The sequence below is a fragment of the Enterobacter sp. PL1 genome, from assembly GCF_945957325.1.
In the GTDB taxonomy this organism is placed as follows: domain Bacteria; phylum Pseudomonadota; class Gammaproteobacteria; order Enterobacterales; family Enterobacteriaceae; genus Enterobacter; species Enterobacter roggenkampii.
The window spans coordinates 1-24509 of sequence record NZ_CAMFKT010000022.1; the positions used below are offsets into that span (position 1 = coordinate 1).

Consider the following 24509-nt stretch of genomic DNA (forward strand, 5'->3'; position numbering starts at 1 on the left):
CTCACTCTTTTGCACAAAAAAAACCAATGCCTCATTTTTTTATTGACCGCCCTATTTTCGCCTGGGTCGTGGCGCTGCTTATCGTCCTGACGGGTCTCCTGTCTATTCCTCGTTTGCCGGTTGCGCAGTATCCGGCGGTGGCACCGCCGGGCATCATTATTTCCGTCAGTTACCCGGGGGTCAGCCCCGATATCATGAATACGTCGGTGATATCGTTAATCGAGCGCGAAATCTCTGCCGTAGATAATTTGCTTTACTTCGAATCATCCAGCGACACAACCGGTTCGGCGTCTATTACCGTCACGTTTAAACCCGGCACGGACATCAAGCTGGCACAGATGGATCTGCAGAACCAGATTAAGATCGTCGAGCCTCGTCTTCCTCAGGCGGTAAGACAAAACGGCATTAACGTCGAGGCCGCTAATTCTGGATTTTTAATGATGGTGGGGTTGAAGTCCACCAGCGGTCAATTCGAGGAAGCCGACTTAAGCGACTATCTTGCCCGAAACGTCAGTGACGAGCTTCGTCGCGTGCCCGGCGTAGGGAAAGTTCAGCTGTTTGGCGGCGAAAAAGCGCTGCGTATCTGGTTGGATCCGATGAAGCTCCACAGCTACGGCCTCTCGGTGAGCGATGTTCTCACCGCTGTTGGCCAGCAAAATGCCCTGGTTTCGCCCGGCAAAACGGGAGATGAGCCAGCATCTGCGGGACAAGGCGTAACGTATCCCATCACCGTGAAGGGGCAACTCACTTCGGTAGAGGCGTTCAGAAACATTACCCTGAAATCAGATGCATCGGGCGCGAGGCTGAAACTGTCCGACGTCGCGCGCGTTGAGTCCGGCCTGCAAAGTTACGCTTTCGGTATCCGCGAAAATGGCGTGCCCGCAACGGCGGCGGCAATCCAGCTGTCGCCGGGTGCCAACGCAATGAGTACAGCTTCAGGCGTACGCGCGCGCATCGACGAGCTTTCCCAGGTGTTACCGGAAGGAATGGCGTTTACGGTTCCCTTCGATACCGCGCCGTTTGTGAAACTGTCTATCATGAAGGTGGTTCAAACCTTTGTAGAAGCGATGGTCCTGGTCTTCCTGGTGATGCTTCTGTTTCTGCACAAGATACGCTGTACGCTTATCCCGGCGATTGTTGCTCCCGTCGCACTTCTTGGCACCTTCACGGTGATGTTATTGAGCGGATACTCCATCAATATTCTGACGATGTTCGGCATGGTGCTGGCGATAGGGATTATCGTTGATGATGCCATTGTGGTTGTGGAGAACGTCGAACGACTGATGGCGGAAAAAAGCCTCTCCCCACGGGACGCTACCCGGCAGGCCATGCAGGAGATCGCCCCGGCGATTATCGGGATCACGCTGGTGCTCACTGCCGTCTTTATCCCCATGGGGTTTGCTGAGGGTTCGGTCGGGATTATCTATCGACAATTTTGTATTTCTATGGCGGTCTCCATACTGCTGTCCGCGTTTCTGGCCCTGACGCTAACGCCAGCCCTGTGCGCAACGTTACTCAAGCCGCACAAGGCAGGAAAGAGCGGAAGTGGAAGGTTCGCGGCCAGATTTAACGCGCGCTTCCGTTTGCTCACCGCCTGTTACGAAGCCGGGCTGGGTGCCGTTCTGAAGCGAACCGGGCGTATGCTGCTCCTGTACGTTGCGCTCTGCACGGCGCTGTTTGTTGGATTGTCTTCGCTACCGTCGTCCTTTCTGCCGGATGAAGATCAGGGCTACTTTATGTCCTCTATCCAGCTGCCTTCTGATGCCACGATGCAGCGCACCCTCAACGTGGTTAAAAAATTTGAAGCGGAAATTGCGGCCCGGCCGGACATTGAAAGCAACATTATGATCCTGGGGTTTGGCTTTTCAGGTTCAGGACCGAATTCGGCTATGGCCTTCACCACGCTGAAGGACTGGAAAAATCGGCAGGGCTCGACGGCTCAGGATGAAGCCGACCACATACAGGCCAGCATGACGAACGTCACTGATGCCGTCACAATGAGCCTGCTCCCGCCGGCCATTTCGGATATGGGCACCTCCTCGGGCTTCACCTGGTACGTTCAGGACAGAGCGGGAGCGGGCTATGAGGCTCTAAAGAGGGCCGCCGACGCGCTGGTTCTGCAGGCTAATCAACGCCCTGAACTCAGCGATGTCTATATAGACGGTCTGCCGGAAGGAACCAGCCTTGCGCTCCTGGTTGACCGGGAAAAGGCTGAGGCGATGGGCGTCTCATTCGATGAAATCAACCAGACGCTCTCCGTCACCCTGGGCTCAAATTACGTCAACGACTATACGAACAACGGCCGCGTTCAACAGGTGATTATTCAGGCCGATGCCCCCTATCGAATGCAGCCCGAGCAGATACTGAAACTATCAGTGAAAAACCGGATGGGTGAGATGGTGCCGGTATCAACGTTTGCGACGATATCCTGGAACGTTGCGCCGCAGCAGTTGACGCGCTACCAGGGTTATTCTGCTATACGGATTACCGGAAGTGCGGCGTCAGGCGTATCCAGCGGCACCGCAATGAAGGTCATGGAGGGCTTGTCCAAGACTCTACCTCAGGGCATGGCGGGCGAGTGGGCCGGGAGTTCGTTGCAGGAGATAAAATCGGAATCGCAGCTTCCGGGCCTGATCGCCCTGTCGATACTGGTCGTGTTTATGGTGCTCGCCGCGCTGTATGAGAGCTGGTCTATTCCTTTTGCCGTCATGCTGGTCGTTCCTCTGGGCCTTATCGGCGCGGTGATAGCGGTGTTTGTTGCCGGCATGACCAATGACGTGTTCTTTAAGGTCGGTCTGATTACGCTCATCGGCCTGTCGGCCAAGAACGCCATTCTGATTGTGGAGTTTGCCAGGCAGCTGCATCGCGAAGGGCAACCCCTGCTGGCGGCGACCATTCATGCCGCCAGTCAGCGCCTGCGCCCCATTCTGATGACATCGTTAGCCTTTACCTTAGGGGTTGTTCCTCTGATGCTGGCCACCGGTGCGAGCGACGGTACGCAGCATGCCATCGGTACCGGCGTATTTGGCGGCATGATTAGCGGTACGCTTCTCGCGATCTTCTTCGTACCGGTTTTCTTTATCGTTATTGCGCGCTTCATCGGCAACATCAGGAAAGCGTGAACACCCTTGCGGGATCGCGCCTCCTCGCTGGTTGGATGAGGCGAAGCTGTTGCCGGGTGATATACTGGACGAATGCTGAAATTTCGCGCCCCCGCGTGTCCGCGACGCATTCTTCGGGACATGCGACTTCGGAGAAGTGCGAGAAATATCGTGACACAAGGGGCTGTGAGTGGGCTATAATTTCGAGCTAATTTCGAATGATTTTGAAATACTGCCTGTAACGCTATGAATTACAAGGCAAAATAAGCAATGAATATAAGGATTAAAGCTATGGGTTTTCTTTCCGGTAAGCGCATTCTGGTGACTGGCGTTGCCAGCAAACTGTCCATCGCATACGGCATCGCACAGGCAATGCATCGCGAAGGCGCTGAGCTGGCGTTCACCTACCAGAACGACAAGCTGAAAGGCCGTGTTGAAGAGTTTGCCGCGCAGCTGGGTTCCAGCATTGTTCTGGAATGTGACGTTGCACAAGACGAAAGCATCGACGGCATGTTTGCTGAACTGGCAAAAGCATGGCCGAAATTCGACGGTTTCGTTCACTCCATCGGCTTCGCGCCTGGCGACCAGCTGGACGGCGACTACGTGAACGCGGTAACCCGTGATGGCTTCAAAATCGCGCACGACATCAGCTCCTACAGCTTCGTTGCGATGGCGAAATCCTGCCGCGCGATGCTGAACCCGGGCGCAGCACTGCTGACCCTGTCCTACCTGGGCGCAGAACGTGCGATCCCTAACTACAACGTTATGGGTCTGGCTAAGGCGTCTCTGGAAGCCAACGTACGCTACATGGCGAACGCAATGGGTCCTGAAGGCGTGCGCGTTAACGCCATCTCTGCGGGTCCAATTCGCACCCTGGCCGCTTCCGGTATTAAAGATTTCCGTAAAATGCTGGCACACTGCGAAGCGGTTACCCCGATTCGTCGTACTGTTACCATTGAAGATGTGGGTAACTCTGCAGCATTCCTGTGCTCTGACCTTTCCGCGGGTATCTCCGGCGAAGTGGTTCACGTTGACGGCGGCTTCAACATCGCTGCAATGAACGAGCTGGAAATTAAATAAGCTGTGACTCTCTTCCCGCCCGGGAAGAGAGTATTTCCCCCCCGCGTCACCCCTTCGTTATTCCGTTCTGCTATTTGTTATCACCTAACAATATTTTTCCCTTTATCTGCCTTACGCCAGGATATTGATCGCCATTTTGAGATCAAGGAACGCACATGGAACAACGCCGTTTTTCCGGCAAAGGCCACTGGTATCATGAAACCCAGTCAAACCACGCGCAGACGGATGTTCTGCCCCTGGTGCCCGAAGCCGCTAACGTCGACGATCGTTTTTTGCTCGATTTAGCCCTGCCTGATGAGATTGTCGCCGCCTGTTCTGGCTGGCTTACCCCTGCCAGAGCCTTATGCCACCAGCTGTTTCCGCTCTCAATTCCCGTGAACCGACTGCATACGCTCAGCGCTTACGATCGGCTCAGTACCGCGCTGACGGTCGCACAGGCCTGCGGCGTTCAGCGGCTCTGTAACCACTACGCCGCCCTCCTCGCCCCGCTTCCCGGCCCGGACTCCTCGCGCGAAAGCAACCGCCGCCTGGCGCAAATCACCCAGTATGCCCGCCAACTCGCCAGCTCTCCTGATGTCATTGATGATAAAGCCCGGAATCAGCTTGATGAGGTAGGCCTGTCCACGTACGACATCGTGGTGATTAACCAGATTATCGGCTTTATCGGTTTTCAGGCGCGCGTGGTCGCGATTTTTCAGGCCCTGTTGGGACACCCTGTTCGCTGGTTGCCGGGGCATCATATTCAGCCGCACACGCTCCCCGAGAGCCACGACGCGTGGATGCCGCTTTTACCCGTCGTCGAGCTGCGCTACGCGAATGCGCATCAGCTGGAGTCCCTGTCCCGCTGGCAGGCTGAACCCGCGCTCGAGGCGTTGACGCCGGTGCTTTGTCATGAGCCGACGCTGCTCGACCTGACCGGAGAAATCCTGTTAAACAGCCGCGCGGAGATCCCGCAGACGTCACCCGCACTTTCGGCAGCGGTCGAACTGCTGACCCGCTCGCCAGACCGCTTCAGCGCCGCGCAGTTTACCCCGCTCACGGATCAAGGATTCCAGGGCGAATATGCCATCACGCTGCTTACCCAAAGTGCGTTTGTTGGCTGGCTTAATCGTCTGAAAGTGGCGTTTGGTAAAGAGGAATAACCCCACTCATTACCCAAAGACCGCTTGCTGAGACAGTGAGAATCGCGTAAAACTGTCAGCCGCTCAATGGCTACGAAAATAGAACATTATGTTTCAGGACAACCCGCTGCTAGCGCAGCTTAAACAGCAACTGCATTCCCAGACGCCGCGTGCAGAAGGGGTCGTAAAAGCCACGGAAAAGGGCTTTGGCTTCCTTGAAGTTGACGCGCAGAAAAGCTACTTCATTCCGCCACCGCAGATGAAGAAAGTGATGCATGGCGACCGCGTCATGGCCGTCATTCATACCGAAAAGGAACGTGAGTCCGCCGAGCCGGAAGAACTGATCGAACCGTTCCTGACCCGCTTTGTCGGCAAGGTGCAGCGAAAAGACGATCGTCTTTCTATCGTGCCGGATCATCCTCTGCTGAAAGATGCCATTCCCTGCCGCGCCGCCCGTGGCGTTGAGCATGATTTTAAAGAAGGTGACTGGGCCGTAGCAGAAATGCGCCGTCATCCTCTGAAGGGCGATCGCGGTTTTTATGCGGAACTGACCCAGTTCATTACCTTTGGCGCCGATCATTTCGTGCCATGGTGGGTTACGCTGGCACGCCACAATCTTGAAAAAGAAGCGCCGAACGGCGTGGCAACCGAGATGCAGGACGAAGGTCTGACGCGTCGCGATCTCACCGCGCTGGAGTTTGTCACCATCGACAGCGCCAGCACCGAAGATATGGACGATGCGCTCTACGCTGAAGAGAGCGCCGACGGCAAACTGCACCTCACCGTTGCCATTGCCGATCCTACCGCCTGGATTGTTGAAGGCAGCAAGCTTGACGAAACGGCGAAAATCCGTGCGTTCACGAACTACCTGCCGGGCTTCAACATCCCAATGCTGCCGCGTGAACTGTCAGACGATCTCTGCTCGCTGCGCCCAAATGAAGTGCGTCCGGTCCTTGCCTGCCGCATGACCATTGCCGCGGATGGCGCGATTGAAGACGATATCGAGTTCTTTGCTGCCACCATCGAGTCGAAAGCCAAGCTGGCCTACGATAACGTCTCCGACTGGCTGGAAAATACCGGTAGCTGGAAACCGGAATCAGAGGCCATTGCCGCGCAGATCCGTCTGCTGCATCGCATCTGTCTGAACCGCGGCGAGTGGCGTCAAACCCATGCGCTGGTGTTCAAAGATCGCCCGGATTATCGCTTTGTTCTGGGTGAGAAAGGCGAAGTGCTGGATATCGTGGCCGAGCCGCGACGCATTGCGAACCGCATCGTTGAAGAAGCGATGATTTCCGCCAACATCTGTGCCGCACGCGTGCTGCGCGACAAGCTGGGCTTTGGTATTTACAACGTCCATACCGGCTTCGATCCGGCGAATACCGAAGCCCTGGCTGCCCTGTTGAAGAATCACGACGTGCACGTCGATCCGGAAGAAGTGCTGACCCTGCCGGGCTTCTGCAAGCTTCGCCGCGAACTGGACGCGCAGCCTTCGGGCTTCCTGGACAGCCGCATTCGTCGCTTCCAGTCCTTCGCTGAAATCAGCACCGAGCCTGGCCCGCACTTTGGTCTCGGCCTCGAAGCCTATGCGACCTGGACATCACCGATCCGTAAGTATGGCGATATGGTTAACCACCGTCTGCTGAAAGCGATTATCAAAGGCGAAACCGTTGCCCGCCCTCAGGAGGAGACCACGCTGCAGATGGCCGATCGTCGCCGTCTGAACCGCATGGCAGAACGTGACGTTGGCGACTGGCTGTACGCGCGCTTCCTGCAGGATAAAGCCGGTACGGATACCCGTTTCGCCGCCGAGATCATTGATATCAGCCGCGGGGGGATGCGCGTCCGTCTGGTCGATAACGGTGCTGTCGCGTTTATTCCGGCGCCATTCCTGCATGCTGTTCGTGATGAAATGGTCTGTAGTCAGGAAAACGGTACGGTGCAAATTAAAGGTGAAACAGTTTACAAAGTCACCGACGTGATTGACGTCACTATCGCTGAAGTCCGTATGGAAACCCGCAGTATTATCGCGCGTCCTGTCGCCTGATAACTTGTTCAATTGTCGGTCATTTCCTTTCCGGAAAGGCCGACAATTTTTCTTTTTATCCCCGCCACAAAATCATTATTTTTTCTTACTATTTTCAGCCTCCCCTCGCCCAAATTCGCCATAATTATCTACAGTAAAAGAGTGTTGTTATATTCGGTTACGTGAATTTTTATACGCTCAGTATCCTTTTAAATCTGACTCGTTTTATTATAAGAATTCAGGGAAAAACAATAAGTTCACTTCGGTTTTGCCGCTGCTTCTCAACGGAAAAGTCGACTGCAAATGAATAATTGGTGCGCTACTGAACAGCTGCGGGAGAAAACATGATGGACGATCTGGAGCAGAATTTGCTGTTTCGCTACATGGGAACCCACAGCCCATGGTGGCGCTTGTCAGCTGACAGCAACGCCCTGCACCTTGCCGCCAGTGAAAATGCCGATGTCACTCAGGTGATTGCGCTGGACGACGATCAGGCCGATCTCATCCGTCATTTAACCGTTATTACCTCCAGCATTTCCATGACGCTCTCGTTATTTGGGGAAGATGTCCCGGTTCACCTTGTGGGCCGTAAAATTACCCGTAATGAGTGGGCCGGTACGGCTTCCGCCTGGAACGATACGCCCTCCGTGGCGCGCGACCTGGCTCAGGGACTCTCTTTTGCGGAACAGGTGGTGTCAGAGGCTAACTCCGTGATTGTTATTCTCGATCAGAACGGCAATATTCAGCGTTTTAACCGATTGAGCGAAGAGTATACCGGCCTCAAAGAGCAAGAAGTGATTGGCCAGAACGTGTTTAAGCTCTTTATGAGCCGCAGCGAAGCGGCTGCCTCAAAACGCAATATTACCGGTTTCTTCCGCAACGGCAGCTCCTACGAAGTCGAGCGCTGGATCAAAACGCGTAAAGGGCAACGACTGTTTCTGTTCAGAAACAAATTCGTTCACAGCGGCAGCGGTAAAAATGAAATTTTCCTTATCTGTTCCGGTACTGATATTACCGAGGAACGCCGCGCTCAGGAGCGGCTGCGCGTGCTGGCCAATACCGATACCATCACCGGCTTACCAAACCGCAATGCAATCCACGACCTGATCTCTGACGCCATCAGTCACCGCGGCGACACGCAGGTTGGCGTGGTGTATCTCGACCTGGATAACTTTAAAAAGGTCAACGACGCTTACGGGCATATGTTTGGCGATCAGCTGTTACAGGCTGTCGCGCTCGCCATTTTGAGCTGTCTTGATGAGGGACAGGTGCTGGCACGACTTGGCGGAGATGAGTTTATCGTCATGGCCACCCATACTTCTCAGGGCTCTCTGGAAGCGATGGCGTCGCGCATTTTAACCCGCCTGCGCCAGCCGTTCCGAATCGGCCTGATCGAAATTTACACCGGCTGTTCCCTGGGCATCGCCCTCGCCCCGCAGCACGGTAACGACCGGGAAAGCGTCATTCGTAACGCCGATACCGCCATGTACACCGCTAAAGAGAACGGCCGGGGCAAGTTCTGCGTCTTCTCGCCCGAGATGAACCAGCGCGTGTTTGAGTATCTCTGGCTGGATACCAACCTGCGTAAGGCGCTGGATAACGACCAGCTCCTGATCCACTACCAGCCTAAAATCACCTGGCGCGGAGAGGTCAGAAGTCTTGAAGCGCTGGTCCGCTGGCAATCGCCCGAACGCGGGTTGATCCCACCGCTGGAGTTTATCTCTTATGCCGAGGAGTCAGGGTTGATTGTGCCGCTGGGCCGCTGGGTGATGCTGGATGTGGTTCGCCAGGTGGCGAAATGGCGCGATAAGGGAATTAACCTGCGCGTGGCCGTGAACGTCTCTGCGCGTCAGCTGGCCGACCAGACTATCTTTAGCGACTTAAAGCAGGCGCTGAAGGATCTGAACTTTGAATACTGCCCGGTCGACGTCGAATTAACCGAAAGCTGTCTCATCGAGAACGAAGAGCTGGCGCTCTCCGTGATCCAACAGTTCAGCAGGCTGGGGGCGCAAATTCATCTCGACGATTTTGGTACCGGATACTCCTCCCTTTCTCAGCTGGCCCGCTTCCCTATTGACGCCATAAAACTCGATCAATCGTTCGTCAGGGATATTCATAAGCAGTCCATCTCCCAGTCTCTGGTGCGCGCCATCGTCGCGGTGGCGCAAGCGTTAAACCTGCAGGTGATTGCCGAAGGGGTCGAAAATGCAAAAGAAGACGCCTTTCTGACCAAGAACGGCGTCAACGAACGGCAGGGTTTTCTGTTTGCTAAGCCGATGCCCGCTGCCGCATTCGAGCGATGGCTAAAACGATATCAGGCGCGGAAACAGCATTAACTGGCTTTACGCAACCCCGCCGCGTGATGGCGGTTTTGCAGCATGACCAGACGCTCCATGTAGGCGATATCTTTCGGTTCCAGGCAGAAAGCCGCGTCAACCCAGTCTTCCGTGATGTCCATCAATTCACTGCGCGGCAATTGCAGAACGCGCGTACGGGCGCGCAGCATCGCTCTTACGCCATTCAGTTTTGGCCGTAGCGTGTCGATGAAGGTTCGTGTGGAGACATAGCTTTGTCCGGGTTCAAACAGGAGATCCACCAGGCCATGCTGTTCGTACCATTCCGCCGTATGGGATTCCCCCTTGTAGATGAGTTCCTCCGCCAGCTTCATTCCTGAACGGCGAGCTACCAGGGAATATCCCCCCATGCCCGGGAACAGGTTAAAAGCAATCTCGGGAAAACCTAAACGTGCATCGCGCTGCGCCAGAACGAAATGGTGCGCAAGAGCGGCCTCAAACCCGCCCCCTAACGCGCTGCCTTCGACCATGGCCAGCGAGATGGCCCCCGTATCAAACCCCCGGGAGGCCGCATGCACGCAATCGACACAGGCGCGCGCATAGGCCCGTAACGCTTCACGTCGACCGTGCTGAATGCACTCGACAAAAAAGTGCAGGTCACCGCCCACATTGTACATCTCAGGCACCAGCGATCCGGTCACCCAAAAATCGACCGCAAAACCAGACTGGCGGACGAGCCATGAAAGATTCATGATCTCCTCTATTAACGCATGGTTGAAGCAAGGACGTGGCTGAGCCCGCAACATCATCCAGACTGTATGTCGCTCTGCCTCGTAATAGCCTGACAGCTGGGTGAACCGTTCAGTATCGGTAAACAGTGTGCAGGTAGGCTGATTGATAACTGTCATAGTCTAATTCCTCTTATAAAAAAGCGCGTTGCGCGCAGTTTTAGACTAATCCACTCAATAAGCCCGCAGCATGAGGGGGAATAATTTTATCACTTCCGTTTATGTAATTTGGTTATTGCATTTTTTCCCTTCTCTTTTGAAGCCAATTTCTGCATCATTGAAAATATTAACTTTTCGCGCCTGGGGTGAGATTATGTCAACTATTGACGCACAAGCTGTAGCACAACGAATTGATACCGTGCTGGATATCCTGGTGGCGGGCGATTATCACTCTGCTATCCGTAATCTTGAGATCCTGAAGTCTGAACTTCTTGCTCAGAATGGCGCTGACGATGCGCCCGAAAACAGACAGCCAAAAGCGCCGTGGGAAGTTTAACCCCCACCGTTTCCGACCTCGTTTCGCTTTATTAAATGGATGCTATGAATTCCCGACAACAACTCATTTTGCAGATGGTCATCGATCAGGGACGCGTAAGCGTAGTCGATCTCGCTAAAACCACTGGCGTTTCTGAAGTCACCATCCGTCAGGATCTTAATCTGCTGGAAAAACAGAGCTACCTGCGTCGCGCGCACGGCTATGCGGTCCCGCTGGACAGTGATGACGTTGAGACGCGCATGATGAACAACTACGCGCTCAAACGTGAACTGGCGGAATTTGCTGCGTCCCTGGTGAACAACGGCGAGACCGTCTTTATTGAAAACGGCAGCAGTAATGCCCTTCTGGCGCGAACGCTTGCCGATCAAAAAGACGTCACCATCATCACCGTGAGCAGCTATATCGCGCATTTACTTAAAGAGACGCGCTGCGAGGTGATTCTGCTGGGCGGCATCTATCAGAAAAAAAGTGAAAGCATGGTTGGCCCGCTGACCCGTCAGTACGTCCAGCAGGTTCATTTCAGTAAGGCCTTTATCGGGATTGACGGCTGGCAGCCGGAGACAGGCTTTACCGGCCGGGATATGATGCGCTCTGACGTGGTGAATGCCGTACTGGAAAAAGAGTGCGAAGCCATTGTGCTCACCGACAGCTCTAAATTTGGTGCCGTTCACCCTTACACGATGGGTCCCGCTTCACGCTTTAGCCGCGTGATTACCGATGACCGTTTGAGCGAAGCGCATCGCAATAAACTCGAAGAGAGCGGTTTGATCGTCAATATTATTAAAGCCAGCGCCTGATTTCCCTCCGCGCCCGTATTTCGGGCGCACACGTCTTTCTCTGAGATGATTCTTAACCCTGCTTTAAGAGTTTTTACCTGTTTAACCTGCCCTAAAGTCGTAAAATTACTATTAGCGATATAACAGGAAGTGACTATCACCTGCGTGATGAAGTAACGCCTGCGCGACCAGCTTTCACGGGGAAAAGAATTAAGTATTCGATTAGTCTATACTTAACGTGTACATCTTTCCGTGAATCGATAATTCAGGAGAAAGTATTATGACCTTAACCAGCAAAAAATTAGCCGCCGCTGTTCTGGCAATCACTGTCGCTATGTCCCTGAGCGCATGCTCTAACTGGTCTAAACGTGACCGTAACACCGCGATTGGTGCCGGTGCCGGTGCTCTCGGTGGTGCAGTATTAACGGATGGTAGTACGCTGGGTACATTAGGTGGCGCTGCTGTCGGTGGTATTATCGGTCACCAGGTTGGCAAATAACTATTATCTAAGCCTTCCTCGATATTGCGATATTTAAACGCATTTCAGGTCTGACATACGCACGTATATAACACGAGCCACGGCATTTGCCGTGGCTCATTTATTTTAGCCGCCTGCCAGTTTGACTTTCATGCCTTTGGCTTCGAGCAGTGATTTAATTAAATCACGTTTATCACCCTGGATTTCGATAATGCCGTCCTTCACGGCCCCGCCGCATCCACATTTCTTTTTCAGCTCGGCAGCCAGCTTTGTCAGTTCAGCATCATCCACATCAATACCGGAAATAAGGCAGACCCCTTTCCCCTTACGTCCGCTGGTCTGACGCTGAATGCGCACGATACCGTCCCCCTTCGGACGTTCCACTTTGGCTTTCGGTTCGTCGATACGCCCGCTCTCGGTTGAGTAGACCAGACGACTGTTGGAATCGGTCATTACGCCCCCTTTTTAAGCGATGCGTTGATAGCCTTAAGCGTCTCTGCCGGGTTTGCAGACTGCGTCACCGGACGTCCAATGACCATATAGTCAACGCCCGCCGCCAGCGCCTGCTCAGGCGTCATGATGCGGCGCTGATCGCCCACGTCGCTGCCCGCAGGACGGATCCCCGGCGTAACGAGTTTAAAATCCTGGCCCAGCGCTGATTTGAAACGTACCGCTTCCTGCGCGGAGCAGACTACGCCATCCAGGCCACACTGCTGCGTCAGACGCGCGAGACGTTCGGCATGTTCCGCAGGTGACAACGTCACGCCAAGGTCGCGTAAATCATTTTCGTCCATACTGGTCAGCACGGTGACGGCGATAAGCAGCGGCGCGTCGTTACCGAACGGCAGGAGCGCCTCACGGGCAGCGGTCATCATTCTTGCCCCACCCGACGCATGGACGTTGACCATCCATACGCCCAGCTCGGCGGCTGCAGCAACGGCGTGGGCCGTGGTGTTCGGAATATCATGGAATTTGAGGTCGAGGAAAACGTCAAAGCCGCGCTGTTGCAGATCGCGAACGATTTGCGGTCCAAACAGCGTGAACATCTCTTTGCCAACTTTCAGGCGGCAATCGCGAGGGTCGATACCGTCGACAAACGCCAGTGCAGCGTCACGCTTATTGTAATCAAGCGCAACAACAACAGGAGAATCCGTAATTACGCGGGAAGTGGAGGATGTAACAGACGTCATGACCAGCCCTTTTCGTCTATGGGCGCGCAGCGGCGCGGAACAGATAAACGGCCAGCATTCTACCTGCCGACGCCGCAAATTGACAGAATCCATTTATCTGCCTGCCAGGCCGGCAAACCGCACGGTGCTCAGAAAGCGTTAAATACCATCAGTATGTTGTAACTAAAATGAAGGCTTTTAAAAAATTACTGCCCGTCCAGGCCGCGGATGGGCTTGATGGTGGACCAGGCCCGGCAGGACGGACAATGCCAGTAGAGCGTGTAGGCGGTAAAACCACACTTCTGGCAACGGTAGCGCGGTTTGCTGCGCACCTGCTCGCCAACCATGTCGCGCAGCACCATCAGGCTCTCTTTCGCGCGCCCTTCTTCCGCGTCGTTCAGGTGGTAATCCATCAGCTTATGGAAGACCCGCATGGTCGGATGACGCTGAAGCTGTCGGGTGATATAGACCTGCGCGGTGTCGCCCCCCTCATACTGCTCAACAACGTCAGCAAGCATCAGTTCCGCGGTTGCGCCGGTATTCTCTTCCACGCAGCGACGCAGAAATGCCACCCACTCTTCCCGCTTGTCCAGCTGTTGATAGCAGGTTTGCAGCATTTCCAGCGTTTCACTGACCAGCTCTTTGTCCTGGTCGATAACCCGCAGCAGGCTTTCAACGGCTTTGGCGTAGTCGCCATTCGCCATAAAAACGCGCCCCATCATGATGGAGATACGGGCGCTGTTGCGGTCCGCGGCGGCACCTTTCTTCAGCAACGCCATGGCTTTGTCCATGTCGTCATTGCCCATCTGCTGAAGGGCAAGCTCACAGTAGAAATGGGCGATCTCAACGCGCTGCTTATCTTTACCCAGCTTCACCAGACGTTCAGCCGTATCAATGGCTTTCTGCCAGTCGCTGGTGGCCTGATAAATCTGCAGGAGCTGCTGCAGCGCGCCGATGCGAAAATCTGTTTCATCCACCAGCTGGGTGAACATATCTTCAGCGCGATCGTACAGCCCCGCGGCCATATAATCTCGGCCCAGCTGTTGTACCGCCAGGAGACGCTGTTCGTAAGTCAGAGACGCGCTTTCCATCAGGGTCTGGTGGATACGGATGGCGCGGTCAACCTCGCCGCGCGAGCGGAACAGGTTCCCCAGGGTAAGATGGGCTTCAACGGTCCCCGTGTCCTCTTTCAGCATGTCGAGGAACAGGTCTACCGCTTTGTCCTGCTGATTGCTCAGGAGGAAGTTCACCCCCGCAACGTAGTCGCGGGAGAGCCGGTTGGCCTCATCCTGTTTTGTTTGTTGCGCACTTCTGCGGCCCATATACCAGCCATAGGCTGCGGCGACAGGCAAAAGCAGAAACAACAACTCCAGCATCGTCGATTATTCCTTCACGACCGGCACGCCAGAGCTTTCCGGCATGTCGGACGCAGGCGCAATGTGATGTTCGAGTCGTTTGATTTTACGTTCAGCGCGCGCAAGCGAAACACGGACTTTTAACCAGAACAAACCGCAAACCAGCCAGCCAATGGCAAAGCCTGCAGCAAATAAGACCGCGAGCAGGCTCGACACGCGATACTCGCCCTGAGCCAGCAGATAGTTAAACGTCACCTGCTGATCGTTTTGTGCACCCAATGTGACTGAAATGACAAAAATCGCCAATACCAGTAAGAAAATGAGTAAATATTTCACATTACTTCCCGTTATGTGGTTCAAGCGAATAAAGTATGTTCAACTTACCGCAATCAGCCTTATAAACTACCATTTTAGTGACGGGCGCGAAATGGAAAAAGTGACGCGCCAGTCATGGATCTATGGGCAAAATGCGCAATATCAACCTTCAGGCGTCCGTTTGGTCCCTTTCGGCTATTTCTTCTTTCTCTTCCGGCGGTGGTGTTAGCGGGCCGCAGAATCGTTCAGCCAGCCAGGTCGCCAGCATCACCAGCATCCACGAGATGAGCGTGGCGACGACCAGGTCCCGTGGCCAGTGCATCCCCAGCAATAAGCGGCTGCCCATCACTCCCGTCGCCCAGACCAGTAAAATGACGATGGTGACCGTTCGACGTCTAGGCCAAAGCAGCCCAACCCCCAGCAGCGCCCAGCTGGCCGCAAACATGGTGTGGCCGGAGGGAAACGCGAACCCGGTCTCTTTCTGCCAGTGTTTACGCAAGAATTTCGGGATATCCTGCTGTTCCGCAAGCTGTTCTTTCACCAGTGCGCCACGATCTTTACGCTTTAAAGTGTAGAACTCATCCACCGGAACATGGTGCGTTTTTTCCAGCCAGACGACAAAAGGACGCGGCTCCTGAACGCGATCTTTCACCCAGGATTTTACGCCCTGACCGATAAGGATAGCGCCGCCGAGGATCGCAAAGAGCATTAGTGCCGCGCGCAGACGAAAGCGCAGGCACCACAGAAACCAGGCGCACAGGAGGACGTGGGTGATAATTCCCCAGGGCTGGGTGACCGTTTCCGTAATCCAGTATAACGTTTTCAGCCACGTGGCGTTCTGCCCGGGCTGCCACATCCACCCTGAAAGCCATACGGCCAAAGGCATAATCAGTAAAATGGCCGCACCTGCTGCCGTACGTCTGGCGATTGAATGCATGTCTTCTCCTTTTTGCTAAGCGTCACAATCATAACTGAAATTTGTTCGCTGGGTGGAGATGTCGGATCGTGCTTTTAACGGTCATATCGCATGGTGCCCATTAGGCGAACCTGCTGAGCTTGTGGCAAAATAAACTGATACAGAAAGCAAAACAGGGCACAGGCACGAAACGTGTCAGCCTACTCTGGAGAATCACATGCAGCTTAAACGTGTGGCAGAAGCCAAACTGCCAACCCCATGGGGCGATTTCCTGATGGTGGGTTTTGAAGAACTGGCAACCGGACAGGATCATGTCGCACTGGTGTATGGCGACATTTCAGGGCAGACGCCGGTGCTGTCCCGCGTCCATTCAGAGTGTCTCACCGGCGACGCGCTGTTCAGCCTGCGCTGTGATTGCGGTTTCCAGCTGGAAGCGGCCCTTTCTCATATTGCTGAAGAAGGCCGCGGCGTGCTGCTTTATCACCGTCAGGAAGGGCGTAACATTGGTTTGCTGAATAAAATTCGCGCCTACGCGCTTCAGGACCAGGGCTACGATACGGTTGAAGCCAACCATCAGCTCGGTTTTGCCGCTGACGAACGTGATTTCACCTTATGCGCCGATATGTTCAAGCTGCTGGGCGTAGACGAAGTTCGTCTGCTCACCAATAACCCGAAAAAAGTGGAAATCCTGACCGAAGCCGGGATCAACATCGTTGAACGTGTACCGCTGATTGTCGGTCGTAACCCGAAAAATGCCCACTACCTTGATACCAAAGCCGCCAAAATGGGCCATCTGCTGAAAGAGTGATATAAAAAGCCCGGCACGCGTGCCGGGCTCGTTTCATCAATCCAGCATCTTACGAATCACGTAATGTAAAATGCCGTCGTTCTGGTAGTAGGTCAGCTCGGTTGCCGTGTCAATACGGCACCGACAATCCAGCACCTCTGTTTTCCCGTCTGCCCGCGTTAACGTTACCGGCACCGTTTTACCCGGCTGCAGGTTTTGCAGGCCGCTAATGTCAATCTGCTCTTCCCCGGTCAGGCCCAGCGTTTTACGCGTCACGCCCTGCGGGAACTCAAGCGGCAGGATCCCCATGCCGATCAGATTCGAACGGTGAATACGTTCGAACGATTCGGCGATGACCACCCGAACGCCAAGCAGGCGCGGGCCTTTCGCCGCCCAGTCGCGGCTGGAGCCGGAACCGTACTCTTTCCCGGCAATCACCGCCAGCGGCGTCCCTTCCTGTTGGTATTTGACCGCCGCATCATAAATCGACACGACTTCCGTCCCCGGCAGATGGCGCGTCATGCCCCCTTCCACGCCCGGCACCATTTCGTTACGAATGCGGATGTTGGCAAAGGTCCCGCGCATCATGACTTCATGGTTACCGCGGCGCGAACCGTAGGAGTTAAAATCGCGGCGTTCCCCCCCCCGGCTTTGCAGATAGCGGCCTGCCGGGCTATCGGCTTTGATGCTCCCCGCCGGAGAGATATGATCCGTCGTGACGGAATCCCCCAGCATGGCCAGGATGCGCGCGCCGTGAATATCCTTAAGCGGCGCCGGCTCGGCCAGCATGTCATCAAAGAACGGCGACAGACGAATATAGGTCGAGTCATCCTGCCAGCCATAGGTATCCGAACCTGCAACGTTGATGGCTTTCCATTCCGGCGTGCCTTCAAAGACCTCCGCGTACTCTTTGCGGAACATCTCGGTAGAAACCTTCTCAACGGCCAGCGCGATTTCACGTGAAGAAGGCCAGATATCTTTCAGATATACAGGATCATTCTTACGATCGTGACCAATCGGATCGGTCACCAGGTTGATATTCATGTTCCCGGCCAGGGCATAAGCCACCACCAGCGGCGGCGAAGCAAGCCAGTTGGTTTTCACCAGCGGGTGAATGCGCCCTTCAAAGTTTCGGTTACCGGACAGTACGGCGCCGACCGTCAGGTCACCCTGCTTGATCGCCGTTTCGATAGGTTCAGGCAGAGGCCCGGAATTACCAATACAGGTCGTACAGCCGTAGCCCACGAGGTTAAAGCCCAGCTCGTCCAGGTACGGCGTCAGTTTGGCCTGAGCCAGGTAATCCGACACCACTTTGGAGCCCGGTGCCAGCGAGGCCTTAACCCACGGTTGAGGTTTTAGCCCAAGCTCTACCGCTTTCTTAGCCAGCAGACCGGCCGCCATTAATACGCTGGGGTTGGAAGTATTGGTGCAGGAGGTAATCGCGGCAATCACAACCGCACCGTCCGGAAGCTGATACTGATGTCCGTTCAGAACATAGTCGACGGGACGATGGTCTTTCTGCGCCACGTTCACTTCAAGGGCATTGCTGTCGGCAAACGCTTTCGGCACGTCGGTCAGCGCAACCCTGTCCTGCGGGCGTTTCGGCCCCGCGAGGCTCGCTTCGACGCTTCCCATATCGAGTTCAAGCGTGCTGGTGAAAACAGGCTCATCGCCCGGATTGCGCCACATGCCCTGCGCTTTGGTGTACGCTTCCACCAGCGCGACCTGCTCTTCGCTGCGGCCGCTGAGGCGCATGTACTCCAGCGTGACGTCGTCAATGGGGAAAAAGCCGCAGGTGGCACCGTATTCCGGCGCCATATTGGCAATGGTGGCGCGGTCGGCCAGCGGCAGCGAATCCAGTCCGTCACCGTAGAATTCGACAAACTTGCCTACCACACCATGCTTGCGCAGCATCTGGGTGACGGTCAGCACCAGATCGGTGGCGGTAATGCCTTCAGAGAGCTTTCCGGTCAGCTTGAAGCCCACCACATCCGGAATCAGCATGGATACCGGCTGGCCGAGCATGGCGGCTTCCGCTTCAATACCGCCGACGCCCCAGCCCAGCACGCCCAGACCGTTGATCATGGTGGTATGTGAATCCGTGCCCACCAGCGTGTCCGGATAAGCCACCCACTCTTTATCCTGCAATTCGCTCCAGACGGCTTTACCCAGATATTCAAGGTTTACCTGGTGACAAATGCCGGTGCCTGGCGGTACCACGCTAAATCGGCTGAACGCCTGCTGTCCCCACTTCAGGAAGACGTAGCGCTCGTGGTTACGCTCCATCTCGAGACGAACGTTTTCACCAAAGGCATCGTCATCACCGAAGTGGTCAACGGTCACGGAGTGGTCAATGACGAGGTCAACGGGGGAAAGCGGGTTAACCTTTGCCGTATCTCCGCCGAGACGCTTCACGGCTTCGCGCATCGCGGCTAAATCAACCACGGCCGGAACACCGGTAAAGTCCTGCATCAGCACCCTTGCCGGGCGGTAAGCGATTTCTCTGTCGGCATGGGCCTTCTCAAGCCACCCTGCCAGCGCCTGGATATCATCGAGCGTGACGGAGTCACCGTCCTGCCAGCGCAAGAGGTTTTCCAGTAAAACTTTCAATGACTTGGGTAAACGCGAAATGTCCCCAAGCGTTCTGGCAGCCAGCGGCAGGCTGTAGTAGTGCCAGGTTTTATTTTCTGCCTGTAACGTATCCTTACTGGCTTCGCGTAGGGTTAACGACATAAGCTCCTCCTTAATCACAGAGATGTCCCGACAATCATCAGGGCTGTAATTAAAGATAACACAAAGATGTCGTAACGTTTTGATAACAACCCAAATTGATAAATTTCGGATTGGTCCACAAGGGGGAAACAAAAAACCCCGCCGTAGCGAGGTTTTACAATTTAGTGGAGCGCCAGCCAGATGAGCTGACTCCAGAACAGAATCGACACGGTAAAAACGCCGATCCACGACCAGTATTTGTGAGACGTCATGTTATTCATCATAGGGACACCAGGCATTATTTATAAAAATTCCGAGGTTGTTCCTCAGTGCTATATTGCTGATGTGTATTTATTAAAGAGTACAAAAGTGCAGAGTCGATATTCAGACTATTTGCATCATTACGCAATAAACTAAATTATTGTTTTTTGGGTTCGTCTTCTGCGAACACATCAATAAACGCTTGCTGCTGCGGCGTCAGTTTCCAGGACGCAGGTACAACAGTTGCAGGTGCTTTACGCCCTCTGTGGCCGTTGTCACGATGCTGACACATCTGTTTTACCGAAGCGGTACGTACCGTCACTGCCATATTTAACCCCAATATCTCCAGGCCAGGAGAGCAACAGCCACCCAAAACAAGGCGGAGACGAGAAAGACCGCCAGCCAGGCTTTACGCTTGAGCGCAGGATCCCTTTGCGGTTCTTCACTTCCTGAAGGCATTGCTAACCTCATACAATCGACATCGCTTATCATTTAGGACCAAACAATTGGTACAATTAATCATCTGTTGAGATAAATCCTAAAGAAACTTTAGCCGAAAAGCCAGTGAATTTACGCACCGGGAGGTATGAAATATTCAATCTTTTGACCAGAAATAAATTATTGAAAAGAAAAATTTGCGGAGGCGTAAATTAGTTTCTACTTTTGTCGCCAATTCACGACATTAAAACCTTACAAAGCAAATGGCTAATGACATTATATGGCAGGGAAAGCAGATGATGATAATTCTAATTTAGCTTTGAGGCGTTATTTCGGTATCTTTCCCTGGGGGAAAGATACCGGGTGTGATTATTTTTCGGGGAGTTTGATGTCTTTAAACATCTCTTCAATATCTTCATTTGAGCGTAATGCCACGGCGGTATCAACCACGTCACGCGTTAAATGAGGGGCAAAGCGCTGAATAAAATCATACATATAGCTGCGCAGGAAGGTGCTGCGGCGGAACCCAATTTTTGTGGTGCTATGGCTGAAAACGTCGTGCGCATCAAGACGCACCAGGTCAGGGTCTGACACCGGATCGACCGCCATGCTGGCGATGACGCCCACGCCCAATCCAAGCCGGACATAGGTCTTAATCACGTCGGCATCGGTCGCGGTAAAGACAATGCGCGGCGTTAACCCTGCCCGGTTAAATGCCGTATCAAGCTCGGACCGGCCGGTAAAGCCAAACGTATAGGTCACCAGAGGATACTGGGCCAACTCTTCGATAGTGACCGACCCTTTACCCGCCAGGGGGTGATCGGGGGTCACCACAATAGAACGGTTCCAGTGGTAGCACGGGAGCATCACCAGATCGTCATACAGGTGAAGCGCTTCGGTGGCGATGGCAAAGTCTGCATTCCCCTTAGAGACGGCTTCAGCGATTTGCGTTGGCGAGCCCTGGTGCATATGCAACGAGACGCGAGGATAACGCTCGATAAAGCCTTTGATCACGCCGGGCAGCGCATAGCGCGCCTGAGTATGCGTCGTGGCAATATACAGCGAGCCTTTATCCGGCCAGGTATGCTCCCCCGCCACAGACTTGATCGCATCGACTTTAGAGAGGACTTCACGCGCAATGCGGATGATTTCCTGCCCTGCAGGCGTCACCTGAGTGAGATGCTTACCGCTGCGGGCGAAGATCTGAATGCCTAACTCATCCTCCAGCATACGAACTTGTTTGCTGATGCCCGGTTGCGAGGTATATAGCCCCTCGGCGGTAGAAGAGACGTTAAGGTTATGATTCACCACCTCAACAATATAACGAAGCTGCTGTAATTTCATGCCAGACCATCCGATTTAGCGCATGCGGTCATTCGCTTAAGACGATTTAATAATAAGAAACGGGTTAACTATAACCACTATATCATTTATAGCCTGACTGTATAGTACGGAACAAAAAATAATAACAAGGTAATAAAAAAGGGCCGGAAATCCGGCCCTTTTACAGGTAAGTTACGGTTAGGGAAGATTATTTCTTGCCTTCAACCCATTTTCCATCGACAAAGAAGGCTGACCATCCGGTCGCTTTACCCTCTTTCTCTGCCGCAACATACTGCTGCTTTGTTTTACGGCTAAAACGCACCACGGTTTTGTTGCCTTCCGGATCCTGCTGCGGCGCATCGGCCAGATAACGCAGTTTCTCCGGCAGACGATCGCGGAAGCGATATAGCTCTTCCACCAGCGGCGCGCGGGTTTCACGCGATTTCGGGAAGGTGTTGGCGGCCAGGAAGACACCTGCCGCGCCGTCACGCAGCACGAAGTACGCGTCGGATTTCTCACACGGCAATTCTGGCAGCGGAACCGGATCTTCCTTCGGCGGGGCCACTTCACCGTTACGCAGAATTTTGCGCGTGTTTTTACATTCGTCGTTGGTACAGGCCATGTACTTACCGAAACGTCCCATTTTCAGGTGCATTTCAGAACCACACTTCTCGCACTCCACAATCGGGCCGTCATAGCCTTTAATGCGGAACTCGCCCTCTTCGATCTCATACCCGTCACACGTTGGGTTATTACCACACACGTGCAGCTTGCGTTTTGGATCGATCAGGTAGCTATCCATTGCCGTGCCGCATTTTTTGCAGCGGCGCTTGGCACGCAGAGCGTTCGTTTCCGCATCGTCACCTTCCAGCACGTTGAGAACTTCGTTCTCCGGCACCAGGTTGATGGTGGTTTTGCAGCGCTCTTTTGGCGACAGCGCATAGCCGGAGCAGCCCAGGAACACGCCCGTGGTGGCAGTACGGATCCCCATCTTGCGGCCACAGGTTGGGCAGTCGATGCTGGTCAGTACCATCTGGTTAGGCAGCATGCCGCCCTCTTCAGGGTCTTTCTCCGCTTTTTCAAGCTGGTCGGTGAAGTCGCTGAAGAAGCTGTCGAGTACCTTTTTCCATTCTGCCTGGTGGCTGGCAACCTGGTCGAGACTGTCTTCCATTTGCGCGGTGAAATCGTAGTTCATCAGCTCGCGGAAGTTGGCTTCCAGACGATCGGTGACGATCTCACCCATTTTTTCCGCATAGAAACGACGGTTTTCAACGCGTACGTAACCACGATCCTGAATCGTCGAGATGATGGACGCGTAGGTCGACGGACGGCCAATACCGCGTTTTTCCAGCTCTTTTACCAGGGAGGCTTCACTGAAGCGCGCAGGCGGCTTGGTGAAGTGCTGAGCCGGAATCAGCTCAACCAGAGACAGTTCATCACCTTTGTTCACCGCAGGCAGCGTTCGGTCTTCATCACCTTTACGCAGCGCAGGCATCACTTTCGTCCAGCCGTCGAAACGCAGAATACGACCGCGCGCCTTGAGACGGAAATCACCCGCGCCAACGGTCAGCGTGGTGGAGTCGTACTGGGCCGGGGTCATCTGGCACGCCACGAACTGACGCCAGATCAGCTGATACAGCTTCTGCGCGTCGGCTTCCATATCTTTCAGCGATTCAGCCAGCACGGAGACGTCAGAAGGACGAATCGCTTCGTGCGCTTCCTGAGAATTCTCTTTGCTGGCGAACTGGTTAGCGCTTTCCGGCAGGTATTTCTTACCGAAGTTGTCGCTGATGTAGCCACGCACCATGTTGACCGCGTCCTGACTCAGGTTGGTTGAGTCGGTACGCATGTAGGTGATGTAACCTGCTTCATACAAGCGCTGGGCCATCATCATGGTCTTCTTCACGCCGTAACCCAGACGGGTGCTCGCCGCCTGTTGCAGGGTGGAGGTGATAAACGGCGCACCAGGCTTGCTGCTGGTCGGCTTGTCTTCACGTTCCAGCACCTGATAGCGTGCCTTTTCCAGCAGCGCCACGGCGGCCATGGTCTGGTCGCGGTTTTCCGGGCGGAAAGGCTTATCGTTCTGGTGGCTTACCTGCAGCGGCAGAGCGTCACCGCCCGGCGTGGTCACACTGGCATCGACTTCCCAGAACTCTTCCGGCACGAAGGCTTTAATTTCGCGCTCGCGCTCAACGACCAGACGCACGGCGACGGATTGCACACGACCTGCGGACAGGCCACGGGCAATCTTTTTCCACAGCAGTGGAGAAACCATGTAGCCCACAACGCGGTCCATAAAGCGACGCGCCTGCTGGGCGTTAACACGGTCGATGTTTAGCTCGCCCGGCTTCTCAAACGCCTGACGAATCGCATTCTTCGTAATTTCGTTAAACACTACGCGGCTGTAGCGTTTGTCATCACCCCCGATCACTTCCCGCAGGTGCCACGCAATGGCTTCCCCTTCGCGGTCAAGGTCGGTTGCGAGATAGATGTGGTCTGCTTTTTCAGCCAGCTGCTTCAGCTCGTTAACGACTTTTTCTTTCCCTGGAAGCACTTCATATTGTGCATCCCAGTTATGCCATGGGTTAACACCCATGCGGTTGACAAGCGCGCTACGTTCATCCTTTTTAGGCTTTTTAGCCCCTTTGGTGGAGGTAGAGTCTGCGCTCTTTTTGCTGGCTGAGCCACTGGTCGGCAAATCGCGGATATGACCAACGCTGGACTTAACCACGTAGTCATTACCCAGATACTTATTGATCGTTTTGGCTTTTGCCGGGGACTCAACGATGACGAGAGCTTTACCCATATTCACCTTTACCTAATTTAATTCTTCCAGGAATACGCCGCACGTTGATTTCCCTTCCGCTGACGACGAGCCAATGATATTGCGACTGCGTCAGGAGATATCAACCCCTTTGTCTTACCGGGCGTTAAAGAAAAGACGCCCAGGTGATTGAGTTCTCGGGTATTTTTCTCACATCTCGTGTAATTCGTGACGAATTCCCGGTTGAATGTCAAGCAATTCTGTTGCCAGAATGACGAAAGCGCACACTCTACCTGATAAAATTCGTTACGC

General features: G+C 54.3%; 21 protein-coding genes. 9 read left to right on the top strand and 12 right to left on the bottom strand.

Features of this window, described 5'->3' with window-relative positions; translation table 11 throughout:
* Positions 1 to 26 precede the first annotated feature (26 nt).
* The 5 genes from N6P30_RS18275 to pdeR all read left to right on the top strand — a co-directional run bounded on the left by N6P30_RS18275 (position 27) and on the right by pdeR (position 9661).
* On the top strand, positions 27 to 3122 hold the full coding sequence (locus N6P30_RS18275; protein ID WP_023292250.1) for a multidrug efflux RND transporter permease subunit: 3096 nt from the start codon (positions 27 to 29) through the stop codon (positions 3120 to 3122).
* Between the two features lie 270 nt (positions 3123 to 3392).
* Positions 3393 to 4181: an enoyl-ACP reductase FabI gene (gene fabI / locus N6P30_RS18280; RefSeq protein ID WP_003856831.1), complete on the top strand. Its 789-nt coding sequence runs from the start codon at positions 3393 to 3395 to the stop codon at positions 4179 to 4181.
* 155 nt (positions 4182 to 4336) lie between these two features.
* Positions 4337 to 5323 carry a CMD domain-containing protein gene (locus N6P30_RS18285; protein ID WP_023292248.1) on the top strand — a complete coding sequence of 329 codons (987 nt, stop codon included), beginning with the start codon at positions 4337 to 4339 and terminating at the stop codon, positions 5321 to 5323.
* An 88-nt stretch (positions 5324 to 5411) separates the two neighbouring features.
* Entirely contained in the window at positions 5412 to 7346 is a 1935-nt protein-coding gene (locus tag N6P30_RS18290; RefSeq protein ID WP_023292247.1) for an exoribonuclease II, read from the top strand.
* Positions 7347 to 7669: 323 nt separating this feature from the next.
* Entirely contained in the window at positions 7670 to 9661 is a 1992-nt protein-coding gene (gene pdeR, locus N6P30_RS18295) for a cyclic di-GMP phosphodiesterase (RefSeq protein ID WP_021240293.1), read from the top strand.
* On the opposite strand, the gene N6P30_RS18300 is transcribed toward pdeR, so the two are convergent.
* Entirely contained in the window at positions 9658 to 10527 is an 870-nt protein-coding gene (locus N6P30_RS18300; RefSeq protein ID WP_023292246.1) for a crotonase/enoyl-CoA hydratase family protein, read from the bottom strand. The genes pdeR and N6P30_RS18300 overlap by 4 nt on opposite strands.
* 193 nt (positions 10528 to 10720) lie before the next feature.
* Here N6P30_RS18300 and N6P30_RS18305 point away from each other — a divergent pair, with 193 nt between their 5' ends.
* The 3 genes from N6P30_RS18305 to osmB all read left to right on the top strand — a co-directional run bounded on the left by N6P30_RS18305 (position 10721) and on the right by osmB (position 12178).
* Positions 10721 to 10903: a hypothetical protein gene (locus N6P30_RS18305; protein WP_021240294.1), complete on the top strand. Its 183-nt coding sequence runs from the start codon at positions 10721 to 10723 to the stop codon at positions 10901 to 10903.
* A 44-nt stretch (positions 10904 to 10947) separates the two neighbouring features.
* Positions 10948 to 11700: a DNA-binding transcriptional regulator YciT gene (locus N6P30_RS18310; protein WP_021240295.1), complete on the top strand. Its 753-nt coding sequence runs from the start codon at positions 10948 to 10950 to the stop codon at positions 11698 to 11700.
* Positions 11701 to 11959: 259 nt separating this feature from the next.
* The gene (gene osmB, locus N6P30_RS18315; RefSeq protein ID WP_008501216.1) at positions 11960 to 12178 is read left to right on the top strand and encodes an osmotically-inducible lipoprotein OsmB; all 219 of its coding nucleotides are present in this window, start codon (positions 11960 to 11962) and stop codon (positions 12176 to 12178) included.
* A 105-nt stretch (positions 12179 to 12283) separates the two neighbouring features.
* On the opposite strand, the gene yciH is transcribed toward osmB, so the two are convergent.
* The 5 genes from yciH to pgpB form a co-directional block, all read right to left on the bottom strand.
* Entirely contained in the window at positions 12284 to 12610 is a 327-nt protein-coding gene (gene yciH, locus N6P30_RS18320) for a stress response translation initiation inhibitor YciH (RefSeq protein WP_023292245.1), read from the bottom strand.
* The gene (gene pyrF / locus N6P30_RS18325; protein WP_008501214.1) at positions 12610 to 13347 is read right to left on the bottom strand and encodes an orotidine-5'-phosphate decarboxylase; all 738 of its coding nucleotides are present in this window, start codon (positions 13345 to 13347) and stop codon (positions 12610 to 12612) included. The genes yciH and pyrF overlap by 1 nt, the downstream gene beginning before the upstream one ends.
* A 185-nt stretch (positions 13348 to 13532) precedes the next feature.
* Complete coding sequence (gene lapB / locus N6P30_RS18330) at positions 13533 to 14702, bottom strand: lipopolysaccharide assembly protein LapB (protein WP_021240297.1); 1170 nt, start codon at positions 14700 to 14702, stop codon at positions 13533 to 13535.
* A gap of 6 nt (positions 14703 to 14708) precedes the next feature.
* Complete coding sequence (locus N6P30_RS18335) at positions 14709 to 15017, bottom strand: LapA family protein (RefSeq protein WP_008501212.1); 309 nt, start codon at positions 15015 to 15017, stop codon at positions 14709 to 14711.
* Between the two features lie 148 nt (positions 15018 to 15165).
* On the bottom strand, positions 15166 to 15933 hold the full coding sequence (gene pgpB / locus N6P30_RS18340) for a phosphatidylglycerophosphatase B (RefSeq protein WP_021240298.1): 768 nt from the start codon (positions 15931 to 15933) through the stop codon (positions 15166 to 15168).
* 196 nt (positions 15934 to 16129) lie between these two features.
* Here pgpB and ribA point away from each other — a divergent pair, with 196 nt between their 5' ends.
* Positions 16130 to 16720 carry a GTP cyclohydrolase II gene (gene ribA, locus N6P30_RS18345; RefSeq protein ID WP_008501210.1) on the top strand — a complete coding sequence of 197 codons (591 nt, stop codon included), beginning with the start codon at positions 16130 to 16132 and terminating at the stop codon, positions 16718 to 16720.
* 36 nt (positions 16721 to 16756) lie between these two features.
* Here ribA and acnA read toward each other — a convergent pair whose 3' ends face one another.
* The 6 genes from acnA to topA all read right to left on the bottom strand — a co-directional run bounded on the left by acnA (position 16757) and on the right by topA (position 24239).
* Positions 16757 to 19432 carry an aconitate hydratase AcnA gene (gene acnA, locus N6P30_RS18350; RefSeq protein WP_154827336.1) on the bottom strand — a complete coding sequence of 892 codons (2676 nt, stop codon included), beginning with the start codon at positions 19430 to 19432 and terminating at the stop codon, positions 16757 to 16759.
* A gap of 161 nt (positions 19433 to 19593) precedes the next feature.
* Entirely contained in the window at positions 19594 to 19692 is a 99-nt protein-coding gene (gene ymiC / locus N6P30_RS18355; protein ID WP_032623144.1) for a small membrane protein YmiC, read from the bottom strand.
* Positions 19693 to 19829: 137 nt separating this feature from the next.
* A complete protein-coding gene (locus tag N6P30_RS18360; protein ID WP_021240301.1) occupies positions 19830 to 20000 on the bottom strand; it encodes a hypothetical protein in 171 nt (56 codons plus the stop codon).
* A gap of 2 nt (positions 20001 to 20002) precedes the next feature.
* Positions 20003 to 20143, bottom strand: a complete 141-nt coding sequence (locus N6P30_RS18365; RefSeq protein WP_213374860.1) for a YmiA family putative membrane protein — start codon at positions 20141 to 20143, stop codon at positions 20003 to 20005.
* A gap of 336 nt (positions 20144 to 20479) precedes the next feature.
* Positions 20480 to 21454 carry an HTH-type transcriptional regulator CysB gene (gene cysB / locus N6P30_RS18370; RefSeq protein WP_008502814.1) on the bottom strand — a complete coding sequence of 325 codons (975 nt, stop codon included), beginning with the start codon at positions 21452 to 21454 and terminating at the stop codon, positions 20480 to 20482.
* 187 nt (positions 21455 to 21641) lie between these two features.
* Positions 21642 to 24239 (bottom strand): type I DNA topoisomerase, encoded by a 2598-nt coding sequence (gene topA, locus N6P30_RS18375; RefSeq protein ID WP_023292242.1) that lies wholly within the window; start codon positions 24237 to 24239, stop codon positions 21642 to 21644.
* Positions 24240 to 24509: the final 270 nt, after the last annotated feature.